This window comes from Butyrivibrio sp. NC2002, assembly GCF_000702265.1.
Classification (GTDB): domain Bacteria; phylum Bacillota; class Clostridia; order Lachnospirales; family Lachnospiraceae; genus Butyrivibrio.
In genome coordinates, this window is record NZ_JNKZ01000011.1 from 22,396 (window position 1) to 34,955 (window position 12,560).

Below are 12,560 nucleotides of genomic sequence, written 5' to 3' on the forward strand. Positions count from 1 at the left end.
AATTAGTTATCCTTCTTCTCAGTGGCTGCAGGCTGTGCTCCGCCGGCAGGTGCTGCGGGCTGTGCATTTGCTGCAGGCTGTGCGTTAGCTGCTGCAGCTGCCTTAGCTGCGGCTGCCGCTGCTGCACGCTCTTTTGCTGCCTTCATAAGAGCTTCCTGTGCAGCTATAGCTTTCTCTGACTGATGGAATGTCTTAGTGATCTTTTCAGATCCGGGCTCAGTAAAGTGAGTATCCATTGAAAGACATTTCTTCGGGCAGTTATCAACGCAGCATCTGCACTGAATACAGCTCATAGGTCTAATAGACCATGTCTTTTCAGCCTTATCAACTGTTATGGCATGTGTAGGGCACTTGATGGAACATAAACCGCAAAGTACACATACATCCATGTCGTTAACGACATGCCCACGAGTACGCTCAGGATATTCCTTAGGCTCGAAGGGATACTTTCTAGTTGCAGGCTTTGAGAACAGATTCTTAATTACTGTTTTATTAAAATTAATCAGACTCAAATCTTCCTACCTTCTTTCCACTTAATTATCTCTCAGTACAACTGATACAAGGATCAATTGTAAGTACCAAAATCGGAACATCCGCAAGCTCGCATCCTGCCATAACTTCTACAAGTGCCGGTATATTTGCAAATGTGGGAGTTCTTACTCTCATACGATCGATAAACTTAGTACCGTTTGCCTTAACATAGTAGAGGGCTTCTCCTCTGGGCTGCTCGATTCTTGTCATCCATTCACCGTTAGGGAATCCCTTGATAGGAGTCTCAACAGCGCCTTGAGGAATCTTATCGATACACTGACGAATAATATCGATAGCCTGGTAAATTTCCTTGATTCTTACTTCTGTTCTTGCATAAGAATCGCACTGTGTGCTGATTATAGGTTCAAACTCAATCTGATCATAAGCACAATAGCCCTTAGTAGATCTGATATCTCTTGCAATGCCGCTTGCACGAAGGAAAGGGCCTGCTGTTCCAAGAAGATCTGCCTTCTCAGGTGTAAGAATACCAACACCTACAAGACGATTCTTTACAGCAACATCATTAAAGAAAGGCTTGCTTACTTCATTAAGCTGCTCCTCTATCTTATCAAGTCTTCCTCTGAAATCTTTAAGCATATCATCAGGAAGATCTCTTCTCAAACCGCCGATTTTCATTACTGAAAAGATAACACGGCCACCTGTTGCTATTTCAAACATATCAAGAACTTCTTCACGGATTCTCCAGCACTCCATATAAAGTGACTCAAATCCAAATGCATCTGCAAGAAGTCCAAGCCAAAGCATATGTGAATGAACTCTGCTAAGCTCTGAAAGAATAGTTCTAAGATATTTTGCTCTGTCGGGAATCTCAACATCCATGATGTGCTCTACAGCATCACAGTATCCAAGACCATGTCCCATTGAACAGATACCGCAGATACGCTCTGCTACATATACCATTTCCTGGAAATCCTTTTTATCTACAAGTTTTTCCAATCCACGGTGAATAAATCCTATTGATGGTATTGCCTGAACAACCTTCTCATCCTCGAGAACCAGATCAAGATGAATGGGCTCGGGAAGAACCGGATGCTGAGGACCAAAAGGAATTACACTTCTCGTTGACATATAATCTCCTCTTTCTTTTAGTTAATTGTCAAAAAAGATATTGAAAGTCTAAGCTCGCAATCAGCTCTTACTTAAACGGTGTCTCAATAGCTGTTCTGTAGAATGTGCCCTTATAATCAAGGCTGATCATCTTTATATCTACACCGAATAAGTCATGCATTTCATTTTCATATAAGAATGCACACGGGAAAACACTGCTTATACTGTTAATTGACTGGTCTTCCGCAAGAACTATCTTAAGCTGTGTAACATCGAGCGCTTTGCCAAATGTATACACAAGTTCATATCCGCCTTCTGTTCTGGTAGCGCACTGCTGCATAAGATGAAATCCATCGTATAAAAGCTTCTGGGCTTCGTCGATGATCTCTTCAGCCTTTACAATCTTAAATTCTGCATTCATCAGGCGTTCCCTCCTTCTTTAGGTGCTGCAGCCGGTGCTACCGGCTTAGGAGCTGGCTTGGGAGCCGGCTTTGCTGTCTGAGCGATCTTTGCTTCTGCCTGCTCGCGAAGAGCTTCTTCTGTAAGAACTTCATCATACTGTGTAGCAGGATCGTAATCCTCTGCTTTCATACGAACAGCGATCTTACTGTAATCAACTGTACAGTAACCCTGCTTCATAGACTCCTTAACTTTAACTCTCTTCTCTTCAAGTATAGCAAGAGCCTTAACAACACCATCGATCAAAGCTTCCGGACGAACTGCACATCCGGGTACATATACATCAACAGGAACTACCTTGTCAGATCCTCCGAGAATGTTGTAGCATTCCTTGAAAATTCCGCCATCACAAGAGCAGATTCCACAAGCAATAACAACCTTCGGATCAGGCATCTGATTGTAAAGCTGTCTGACAACTGGTGCTGTCTGAGCATTGATACCGCCTGTCAAAAGAAGTATGTCAGCGTGCTTGGGATTTCCTGTATTTATAATTCCAAATCTCTCTACATCATATAGAGGAGTCATTGTTGCAAGTACTTCAATATCGCAACCATTGCAACTTGAACCATCATAATGTAACACCCAAGGTGATTTTGATATCTTCATAGTTTCTCCTTTTAGTTTAATACACTTAATATAAGCAGGTTTGTTCCTGCTGTGACAAGTATTACAACCCAGCTTGAGATAAGCATTGTAATATACTTAACACGCGGGAATACATTGTCTATCAGTGTCTCCATCAAATAGAAGATCACACACATAACAATTGCAACTACAATACTTACAGGATTTTTGCTAATGAAGAACATAGCAACTATGCCCATCATAAGAACCTGGTCATACCATTCTGCAATTTCATAGAAAGCGAGGTTACTACCTGAAATATCAGATGTAAGACCTTTAACCATCTCCTGGTGTGCATGGTGTGATGTACTCATATCAAAAGGAGATTTTCTAAACTTAATAGTAAGGATGAAAATAAATCCAATAAGCATACCGGGAATCTTGAATACAGCAGGATTCTGGGCTGCAGCAAGTTCACTTACCATAAAGCTTCCGTTTGCCTCATAAAAACCGATCGCAACAAGAAGGATCATGGGTTCATAACACATCATCTGCAGAAGTTCACGGTTTGCACCGAGTGCACTGTAAGGTCCGTTTGTAGAATAAGCTGCAAGAACCATCATAACTTCTGACATTGACAGAGCAAAAAATACAAGAAGCATATCGCCACCGCCAAAGAACAGTGAACCTGTAAAAATAGTAAATATAAGATAAGCGATCACAAACAGAATCTGAATACTGTTAACAACAGTTGTCTGCTTAGCAAGGAGCTTATAAACATCATAAAAAGGCTGAAGAAGCGGAGGACCCTGTCTGCCCTGCATTCTTGCAGAAACAACTCTGTCCAAACCTTCCATAAGCCCTCCCAAAACGGGAGCAAGTAAAATATATAAAGCGACTTTCAGAACTACCATAGCCATCAGATAGCACCTCCGATAACGATAATTAGCATTACAACCACGATAACGGCAGAAATTGCAATACTGGGCATAAGGAGTTTATCCTCTCCAAAATACTCTGTCATATACCAGTTTGACATATACAGAGCTCTCTCTTTGCCAAATGAATCAATAAAGTGACGGTCATCACCGGCATTAACACCGGCAACATAAGACATAGTCATCTTATTCTTCTTACCGATAGCAAGGAATCTACTGCCAATCGGAATAGCGAATATCATGCCAACCATGATCATCATGATAACTACATCTGATCCACCGATAACATTGGGAATGTTCTTATGGAAAGCCTCATTAAGTATAGGCTGGATCATTGTGTTTGACATCCACGGGAATGCAAAGCACATGATAATGATCATGCATGTTAACGGAACAAGTGAGATCATCTCACTCTTAGGTGTAATATCCTCAAGTTCGTATGACTGATGTATAACGGTACAGATCTTTCCGAGCCATTTTGCCCAGTAGAATAAAGTAGAACCTGAACCAAATACAAGGAAAAGAACAAGCCATACTGAATTGGAATCAACAAATGACTTAAGAGCTGCCCACTTGGATACAAGCATACCAAAGGGAGCCATAAACATTCCACAGATACCGATTATCATGATAAATGCAAGTCTTGGAAGTTTGATAATAAGTCCGTGCATATCTTCTATATCACGGCTGTGCATGCAGTTCTCGATATCACCAACAGTCTGGAACAGAAGTGACTTGGATACAGCATGGAAAAGAATGAGCATAGTAGCTGCCCATACACCCTCTGTGGTACCTGTTCCTGCGCAGGCTGTGATAAGACCAAGATTTGAAATTGTGGAATAAGCAAGTACTTTCTTTCCATCGCTTACGGTAATTGCAAGAAGTGATGCTGCAAAGAAAGTAAATCCACCAATTACAGTGATCATAACGCCTGTAAATGTTCCGTAGAGCATGGGTGAAAGTCTGATCAGCATATAAACACCGATCTTAACCATTGTTGCCGAGTGAAGAAGTGCACTACTGGGAGTAGGCGCAACCATGGCACCAAGGAGCCATCTTGAGAACGGGAACTGAGCACTCTTTGTAAGTGCTGCGAAAGCAAACAATGTAACAGGAATCATAACAAGCATATCTTTTCTCGGTATGATTGTAGTAAGTTTGCTGAGTGTGCCGATTTCAAAGTGGATATTGCAATACATAAGACCGAATGCAAATCCGCATCCACCAAGAAGGTTCATCCACAATGCTCTAAAGCTGTTATTAACTGCTTCCTCTGTTCTTGTATAGCCGATAAGAAGGAATGAACATACGCTGGTAATTTCCCAGAAGAAATAGATCCAACCAAGATTATCAGAAACTATGAGTCCGAACATCGCACCTATGAATACAAACAAAAGTGCAAGAAAATAATTTGATCTGTCACCTACTTCTGTGTGGTGATTATGATAATCCTTCATATATCCGCAAGCATAAATGCAGATCAGGATACCAACAATACCAACAATAAGAATCATTACAGCAGAAAGATAATCAACTCTTACATGAGCTGCACCCTCTACTGCTCTGCCTGACAGATCCATCCAGAGAACAGGAATTGTTCCCAAGGCAGAAAGAAGAATCGCATAGTATTTTTTGTATTTAATACTAAGGAATATTACGATACACATAAGCAGAACTTCGCCGCCCATGATAACGTGATCAGCCAAAACGGTTTCTGTAAAGAATGTATTATGCGTTGTGCCCTTAAGACCAAGCACCTTTACACCGACCATAATAGCTGTGGCCATAATAGAAAAGCCTCCTACTACAGCTACAAGATTGCGTAGCAATGATGCATTCCTTATCAGATACATGATAACCGCCATAACAAACGGGAACAGTATCAAAAATGTCACTGCTGCTTTAAGGTTTAATAAAGTCAAGGAATCTCCACCCCTTTCAGGATAAAATTTTAACGAATTTTCGCCTTTACTATACTATCACAAAACTATAAGGAATAGATAAAAAATTTGTTATAAAAAATCAAAATATTCTATTATTTTTCTATGGCTATTTATCTGATATTATCAATAACCATATAAAGCAATCTGTATAATTCTTTTGCATCTTCTTTATTAAGTTTTACGCAATTGCCAATCTTAGCGGGAATATCTTTTGCCTGCTCCTTCAACTGCTCTCCCTCAGGAGTAATCGTAACCAAAAGATTTCTCTCATCATCCTTGGATCTGTTTCTCTTAAGAAGTCCCTTTGTTTCAAGCTTTTTTAGCACAGGAGTAAGAGTTCCCGAATCCAAAAACAGATTTTCTCCGAGAGTTTTGACATTCATCTCTTTCTTTTCCCACAGTACCATCATAGTTATGTACTGCGTGTAAGTAAGATCAATCTCATCCAAAAACGGCTTATATGCTCTTATGATTTCCTTGGAGCATGCATATAACGGAAAGCATAATTGATTCTGCAGTTTTAATACGTCATATGTACCATTATTTTCAGCTTCGTTTTTTTCCATAGATAATTTCCTCTTTTTACATTTTAATTGCACACAAATTAGTTTTGCTTTTACATCATACAACGGATGCTCAAAAAGTTCAATGCTGATATTACAAACCATAGTATAAGCATAAATAATCTATTTATAAAAATAAGCCAAAGACGAAAAAATATTTCATCTTTGGCTTAAAAATATCTTATTTAGCTGTATGTCTCATATTTTTAATAGGAATATTTGCATATAATGCAGGTACGCTCTTGTTATCCTTATCAGCTCCTTCAGTATCCATCTGAGTGAACTTGATATCAAGTCCGGTCTGATCAACTTCAACATATTTAGAGAGTACTTCAAGAATATCATTTTTTATTCTCTCCATGATTTCAGGCGAACAGCTTGAACGGTCAGAAACAAGAACCAGTTTAAGTCTGTCTTTTGCCATTTCACTTGAAGTTTTTTTCTTGAAAATATCTGTAAGCTTCATCGGGCGCCTCCTTATGATTTACGAAAAACGCTTGCAAGAGTTGCAAAGATACCCTTCTTATCATCAAGGTTGAGGAAGGGAACTGATTCACCCATAATTCTACGACAAATGTTCATATATGCCTGACCGGCAAGTGAACTGTCACCCGCAAGCGGTTCGCCGTTGTTTGTAGCAACAACTATATTTTCATCATCCGGAACAACACCAAGAAGCTCAACTGCAAGGATATCAATAACGTCCTCTGCGCTCATCATATCGCCGCGCTTAACCATATCAGGACGCAGTCTGTTTACAACAAGCTGTGTTTTACCTATCTCATTTGCTTCAAGGAGTCCGATGATCCTATCAGCATCACGAACAGCTGATACCTCAGGTGTAGTAACTACAATTGCTCTTTCAGCTCCTGCAATGGCATTCTTGAAGCCCTGCTCGATACCTGCGGGGCAATCCATGATAACATAGTCATATTCCTGCTTGAGCTCTTCAGCAAGCTTTTTCATCTGATCAGGAGTTACGCTTGTCTTATCCTTGGTCTGAGCTGCAGGCAAAAGGAAAAGTGTATCATATCGCTTATCGCGGATCATAGCCTGCTTGATCTTGCAGCTACCTTCAACAACATCAACAAGATTGTAAACTATACGATTTTCAAGTCCCATTACCACATCAAGGTTACGAAGACCTATATCTGTGTCAATAAGTACTACCTTTTTATTCAATTTAGCAAGTCCGGTACCAATATTAGCAGTTGTTGTAGTCTTACCAACACCGCCTTTACCGGAAGTAACAACTATTACTTCTCCCATTTATATCCTCCAGAAAATATTTTTACTAAACTATCATATCACAAGCTCATTTTGCTCCCAAGTGGTTTTTTAAAAAGGAAGCGCCATAAGCATCTTTAACTACGTGTCCGTTTAAAATAAATGCAACCTCAGTGGTTTTTTCATCGACTTTTTTTCTGAATCTGCGCATCTTAAGCTTCGGTCCTGTCTCAGAATCAGGCGAAATCGCAATCGCATTCGCAATCCTTACCTGAAGCGGATCAAGCTCTAATGCAACAACAAAAGCTCTTTCATCTCCACCTGATCCTGCAAAGGCACTTCCTCTGAGCGCACCCATAACAAAAATCGAGCCTTCAGATGTCACCGAAGCTCCCGGCTTAACATCGCCGAGAATAACAACACTTCTATTATCTGAAATAGACTGACCTGACCTTAGGCTTCCGGGATAAATCTTTGCTATTCCATCCAGTGAATCAAGTATATCCCCCTTTACATCAGCATCATCATGGTCATTTTCTATATTTGTTTCTTTCTTATCACTTTCTTTTTCTGAATCATCGTTATGTTTTGCATAATGGACAAATATCTGATCCAGCTCAGAATTTTCTCTCAGGATACAACTGATATCAATATCGCTGTTAGCCCTTATGATGTCTACTATTTCGTTTTCTTCAACATCATTTATAGCTCTTCCCTTAATAAAAATCCCCATACTGGCTTTCCCTAGGAAGTTCCTGGATTCCTTGAATTTCCTTGCAATTTCTGTTTTTAATTCATCAAAAGCCGGCTCGGAGCTAAGTTCCAATACTATCCCCGAGTTTGTCCCCTTTAAATTTACTAAATTCATGTATTATACAAATCTCCCGGTGAATCGCTAATTATCAAATTATCTGACTAGCACGCTCTGGACTAATAAAACTTGTCAAGTGCTCTATTTGAAGGAAAAGCCCTTGCCGTATAAAACGACAAGGGCATAGTCTCTACTTGTAATGAGAATAAAATTACTGCATACCTGCCTGCTTAGCAACTTCCTCAGCAAAGTTCTCTTCTCTCTTTTCGATACCTTCGCCTGTCTCGTAACGAACGAAACGCTTGATAGAAAGGTTTGCACCATTGTCCTTGCCAACCTGTGCAATGTACTGGCCAACAGTCTGCTTACCATCCTCAGCCTTAACGTAAACCTGCTCATTAAGGCAGATTTCCTTAAGCTCCTTCTGAAGACGTCCAACAAGCATCTTCTCGATGATCTGCTGGGGCTTTCTCTTACCTTCAGGAAGTTCCTCATTTTCTTTAAGAGCCTGAGCAAGAAGGATTTCTTTCTCGTGCTCCTTGAATTCTTCAGGAACATCATTCATATCAACATACTTAGGATAAAGTGCTGCGATCTGCATTGCAACATTCTTAAGTGCATCCTTGATGTTATCGTTAACAACATCTGTATCAGCCTCAACAATAACACTGATTCTTCCGCCGCCATGAACATAAGGAACTGCTACACCGTTCTCTGCAACAACCTTCTCGAAACGACGAATGCTGATCTTCTCACTGATAACTGCAGTGATCTCAACAAGTGCCTCCTGAACTGTCTTGGAGTTGTCAAGAATCCACTTCTCAGCCATGAATGAATCCATATCCTTAGAATCTGATTCAACAGCCTGCTTAGCAACTGCCTCTACGAAATTCTGGAACTGCTCATTCTTTGCAACGAAGTCTGTCTCTGAGTTTACTTCTACAACTGCAACTGTCTTGTCATCCTTGACAGATACTCTTGTAAGACCTTCTGCTGCAATTCTGCTAGCTTTCTTCTCAGCCTTAGCCTGACCGTTCTTTCTAAGGAACTCAACTGCTGCATCCATATCGCCGTTAGTTTCTGTAAGAGCCTTCTTACACTCCATCATACCTGCACCGGTAGATTCACGTAACTCTTTAACCATTGCTGCTGTGATAGCCATCTATTTAATCCTCCGAATTATTTTTATTTTAAAAAATTATTCCTCAACCTCAGCCGCTTCAGCTTCTGCCTCTGCCTCAGATGTTAAGTTCTCAGCACCCTGATTAGCTTCGATAACAGCATCTGCCATCTTACCAACAAGAAGCTTTACTGCACGAATAGCATCATCATTTCCGGGGATGATGTAATCAAGCTCTTCAGGATCACAGTTTGTATCGCCGATACCGATAAGTGTGATTCCAAGTGTCTCTGCTTCCTGAATGCAGATTCTTTCCTTCTTAGGATCTACTACGAAAATAGCATCAGGAATTCTCTTCATATCACGAATTCCGCCAAGAACCTTGTTGAGCTTCTCATACTCTTTGTTGAGCTGAGCAACTTCCTTCTTGGGAAGTACATCAAATGTTCCATCTTCCTGCATCTTCTCAAGCTTCTTAAGACGCTCGATTCTGCTCTGGATTGTGCGGAAGTTTGTAAGCATACCACCAAGCCAACGCTCGTTTACATAATACATACCGCAACGCTCAGCTTCTGTCTTAACAGCATCCTGTGCCTGCTTCTTTGTTCCAACGAAAAGGATTGTACCACCCTGCTGTGCGATCTCAAATACTGCCTTGTAAGCCTCGTCAACCTTTACAACTGACTTCTGAAGATCGATGATGTGGATACCATTTCTCTCTGTGAAGATGTAAGGAGCCATCTTAGGGTTCCATCTTCTTGTCTGGTGTCCGAAATGTACACCTGCTTCAAGTAACTGTTTCATTGATACAACGCTCATGTTATTACCTCCATTTGGTTAATCTTCCCCATGTCTTTACCCATTGATCTGCAGGGGCGTTATTTCCTGCAGTGAGCACCCGTCCTATCACAATGGACACCGGACAGATTACGGACATGCGTGTTTATTTGTTACACTATAAGCCTGTTTTTGGGCATAGTTAAAGCCCGAAAGCTCACAGCTTCATTAGAATACCATGTTTTCGGGCTCATGACAATATATTTTTATTTTTTTCAGGTATAAATTGCATAAAGCAAAACATTTTCAGTAACTAAATCCGTTTTATCTCTTTACTTTGTAATGATAGCGGCTATCTCTTCATAAGATGATCCCTTAGGAATCTGCTTGGTTCCGGATCTGATCTTTCTGTCAAGACCACTGTTTACCAGATATCTGTTAAAAGCAATAGCGTCATCCACAAGACCTGCTTCTTTTATGACAGCAGAACATGTATCCGATCCGGTTCCTCCCGGAAGAACTACAACCACATAATTAACTTCAGCGGCTGATTCAGTATTACTGCTTTGCTCTGATGAAGCCGCCTCTGCACCTATATCATTTACCTGCTTATTTTCTGTTTCGGTTTCTGAAGTCTCATCTGTTTTTGTTTCGTTTTCAGAAGCCTCGCTTTTCTGGGTTTCTGATGTTTCATTGGAGCCTTGATTCTCTTCAGGTTGTGTCTTTACTTCCTCTTTTACAGGCTCTTCAGATACCTCCTCTTGCGAAGAAGTGGTGTTCTTTGCGCTGATGCTTTCCGTATAGGAAGCTGTCTGATCATCTTCAGGGGCAAGAGCAATATCAGCGTCCGTTTCAATGCTTTCACTGCTTTCTCCAGACGAAGCGCTTTCCTGCGCCTTCTCATCCACCTCAGGAACTGATTCACCTGTCTGAGACTCCCCTTGGTCTGCTTCTTTAGTTTCTTCTTTTCCGTCTTCAAGAACCGCCTGATCGGATGTAGTACCATCGTCTTCCTCCTCTGCATTTTTCTGGGCACCGGAGTATTCTGACAATGTATTTTCCGCTTCGACCATGCCAAGCTGTTTTGCTCTTCTTATGACTTCCTCATCACTCATGCTCTTATTTTTTCCGGAAAGAGCAACCCCCATGATTATCGATGTCAGAAGAACCCCCAGTCCGAGTCCTCGTAAATAGTATTTTAATTTCATATTATTTTTTCATACCCTCATTTTTGATGTAATAATTACTGTTCCCACCTGAAAACAGATATCTGATTCTTTATATTATTGAGCTTCTTGTCTTTTTATGCTTTCCCGCAAGGTCAATGACAAGCTTAACTTCGCCGATTCCAAGTCTTAATTCTCTTGCTATAACTACAGCGGATTTTCCTGCCTTGTGCATATCAAGGATTCTCTGATTCCTCGAAGCGGGATTGTTTATATTCTGTGCCTCCTGCGGAACTTCAGCCTGAGCCTTTTTCCTTGAAGCCTCTGCAAGGGAAACAACTTTGGCGGAATTCTCAGTCTCTAAAGAAGCGATCTCAACAGGCTGCGCCAACTCATTATTCTGCACTATCTCCTGATCCTGCATCAGATTACCACCGGATGCTCCGGTGCCTTCCTTAAAGGAATCTTCTCCTACAGGCTCTAAGATATTGGACATCTCATCATTTTCATCATCTTCGTCAAAATATGACATATCATCTGCGTCATATTCTTCCGCGCCTTTTTCGTAAGCATTGTTATTTGCATTTTGGTATGAATTATCAGGAGCGCTTTCATAGCTTACGGCCTGTTCAGCTACAGGCGCCTTAGCCTGTTGATATTCTGTATCAATATATGTAGGAACATACTCTCTTTGAGGAGCAACTACCATTTCACTATAATTTTCCGAACGGATAACTTTATTCTGAGTCTTTGCTGCAGCAACAGCATCTGCTCTGTCAAGGATATCTGTAAGGGAAGAAAATTCGCTGCTTCTTTGAACCTTGTTCTCGGTAAATTCTCTTGTAGCAGCTTCAGCCTTCTTCTCAGTAAGCTCCCTTGTAGCAGCCTCAGCATGCTCAGTGGTTTCAGCGACTTCTTTTGCAGTCTGCTTTGCTTCCTTGGCAACACGATCAACCTCAGAAACAGTGTTTTTGAGGTTCTTGTGCTTATCGTTGAGCATGTCGTACATAAACATTACTTCATCATGATTTTTATGGATATCATTCATAACGGTATCTGAATACTCACTGATAGCGGACATTTTCTCATTGGTGACTCTGTCCATTGCTCTCTCAGCCTTATTTATGGCCTCTTCCATGCAATCATCGAGCATGTCATCAATTTGTCCCTGTGAATTTTGAATAGCACGTCTGACCATCTCACTTATCTTCTGTTCAGACACACCACTTTCCTCCTCGGAAAAAGCACTTCCGGAAGGAATCAGATACCCCAATATTACCGCCAGGATCCCGACGACGATTAAAATTATTTCTGTCACACTTATCATATTTTCCCCACTCTTACATCAGTGTTCCGCTCCCATACAGAATACACTATTATGTATTATAGAGGG

General features: G+C 40.9%; 14 protein-coding genes. All 14 read right to left on the reverse strand.

All coding sequences use genetic code 11. The features are described from left to right. Positions 1-2: 2 nt before the first annotated feature. A complete protein-coding gene (locus tag T543_RS06660; protein ID WP_035767073.1) occupies positions 3-512 on the reverse strand; it encodes a 4Fe-4S dicluster domain-containing protein in 510 nt (169 codons plus the stop codon). Positions 513-537: 25 nt separating this feature from the next. Further along, positions 538-1,620 (reverse strand): hydrogenase large subunit, encoded by a 1,083-nt coding sequence (locus T543_RS06665; RefSeq protein ID WP_035767074.1) that lies wholly within the window; start codon positions 1,618-1,620, stop codon positions 538-540. Positions 1,621-1,687: 67 nt separating this feature from the next. Next, positions 1,688-2,020: an NADH-quinone oxidoreductase subunit C gene (locus tag T543_RS06670; protein ID WP_035767075.1), complete on the reverse strand. Its 333-nt coding sequence runs from the start codon at positions 2,018-2,020 to the stop codon at positions 1,688-1,690. Next, a complete protein-coding gene (locus T543_RS16460; RefSeq protein ID WP_051638601.1) occupies positions 2,020-2,664 on the reverse strand; it encodes an NADH-quinone oxidoreductase subunit B family protein in 645 nt (214 codons plus the stop codon). Before T543_RS16460 ends, T543_RS06670 begins: the two co-directional genes overlap by 1 nt. Positions 2,665-2,675: 11 nt before the next feature. Continuing rightward, the gene (locus tag T543_RS06680; RefSeq protein WP_035767077.1) at positions 2,676-3,542 is read right to left on the reverse strand and encodes a respiratory chain complex I subunit 1 family protein; all 867 of its coding nucleotides are present in this window, start codon (positions 3,540-3,542) and stop codon (positions 2,676-2,678) included. Continuing rightward, positions 3,542-5,482, reverse strand: coding sequence for an NADH-quinone oxidoreductase subunit 5 family protein (locus T543_RS06685; protein ID WP_035767079.1), 1,941 nt, complete (start codon positions 5,480-5,482; stop codon positions 3,542-3,544). The genes T543_RS06680 and T543_RS06685 overlap by 1 nt, the downstream gene beginning before the upstream one ends. 131 nt (positions 5,483-5,613) lie before the next feature. Continuing rightward, positions 5,614-6,069: a MarR family winged helix-turn-helix transcriptional regulator gene (locus tag T543_RS06690; RefSeq protein WP_035767080.1), complete on the reverse strand. Its 456-nt coding sequence runs from the start codon at positions 6,067-6,069 to the stop codon at positions 5,614-5,616. 178 nt (positions 6,070-6,247) lie between these two features. After that, positions 6,248-6,532, reverse strand: a complete 285-nt coding sequence (gene minE, locus T543_RS06695; RefSeq protein ID WP_035767082.1) for a cell division topological specificity factor MinE — start codon at positions 6,530-6,532, stop codon at positions 6,248-6,250. An 11-nt stretch (positions 6,533-6,543) separates the two neighbouring features. After that, the gene (minD, locus tag T543_RS06700; RefSeq protein WP_035767084.1) at positions 6,544-7,335 is read right to left on the reverse strand and encodes a septum site-determining protein MinD; all 792 of its coding nucleotides are present in this window, start codon (positions 7,333-7,335) and stop codon (positions 6,544-6,546) included. Between the two features lie 46 nt (positions 7,336-7,381). After that, positions 7,382-8,161, reverse strand: coding sequence for a septum site-determining protein MinC (locus tag T543_RS06705; protein ID WP_035767086.1), 780 nt, complete (start codon positions 8,159-8,161; stop codon positions 7,382-7,384). 154 nt (positions 8,162-8,315) lie between these two features. Then, positions 8,316-9,266, reverse strand: a complete 951-nt coding sequence (gene tsf, locus T543_RS06710) for a translation elongation factor Ts (protein ID WP_035767089.1) — start codon at positions 9,264-9,266, stop codon at positions 8,316-8,318. Positions 9,267-9,302: 36 nt separating this feature from the next. Continuing rightward, positions 9,303-10,043, reverse strand: a complete 741-nt coding sequence (gene rpsB, locus T543_RS06715) for a 30S ribosomal protein S2 (protein WP_035767091.1) — start codon at positions 10,041-10,043, stop codon at positions 9,303-9,305. Between the two features lie 290 nt (positions 10,044-10,333). Continuing rightward, positions 10,334-11,209, reverse strand: coding sequence for a hypothetical protein (locus T543_RS06720; RefSeq protein WP_155843196.1), 876 nt, complete (start codon positions 11,207-11,209; stop codon positions 10,334-10,336). Between the two features lie 70 nt (positions 11,210-11,279). After that, a complete protein-coding gene (locus tag T543_RS06725; protein ID WP_197023940.1) occupies positions 11,280-12,389 on the reverse strand; it encodes a DUF6115 domain-containing protein in 1,110 nt (369 codons plus the stop codon). Positions 12,390-12,560: the final 171 nt, after the last annotated feature.

Excerpts from the sequence above, each read along its gene's own strand:
- rpsB (WP_035767091.1), bottom strand. The coding sequence starts at position 10,043 with ATGAGCGTTGTATCAATGAAACAGTTACTTGAAGCAGGTGTACATTTC.
- minD (WP_035767084.1), bottom strand. The coding sequence starts at position 7,335 with ATGGGAGAAGTAATAGTTGTTACTTCCGGTAAAGGCGGTGTTGGTAAG.
- T543_RS06670 (WP_035767075.1), bottom strand. The coding sequence starts at position 2,020 with ATGAATGCAGAATTTAAGATTGTAAAGGCTGAAGAGATCATCGACGAA.
- T543_RS06690 (WP_035767080.1), bottom strand. The coding sequence starts at position 6,069 with ATGGAAAAAAACGAAGCTGAAAATAATGGTACATATGACGTATTAAAA.
- tsf (WP_035767089.1), bottom strand. The coding sequence starts at position 9,266 with ATGGCTATCACAGCAGCAATGGTTAAAGAGTTACGTGAATCTACCGGT.
- T543_RS16460 (WP_051638601.1), bottom strand. The coding sequence starts at position 2,664 with ATGAAGATATCAAAATCACCTTGGGTGTTACATTATGATGGTTCAAGT.
- T543_RS06720 (WP_155843196.1), bottom strand. The coding sequence starts at position 11,209 with ATGAAATTAAAATACTATTTACGAGGACTCGGACTGGGGGTTCTTCTG.
- T543_RS06665 (WP_035767074.1), bottom strand. The coding sequence starts at position 1,620 with ATGTCAACGAGAAGTGTAATTCCTTTTGGTCCTCAGCATCCGGTTCTT.
- minE (WP_035767082.1), bottom strand. The coding sequence starts at position 6,532 with ATGAAGCTTACAGATATTTTCAAGAAAAAAACTTCAAGTGAAATGGCA.
- T543_RS06680 (WP_035767077.1), bottom strand. The coding sequence starts at position 3,542 with ATGGCTATGGTAGTTCTGAAAGTCGCTTTATATATTTTACTTGCTCCC.
- T543_RS06705 (WP_035767086.1), bottom strand. The coding sequence starts at position 8,161 with ATGAATTTAGTAAATTTAAAGGGGACAAACTCGGGGATAGTATTGGAA.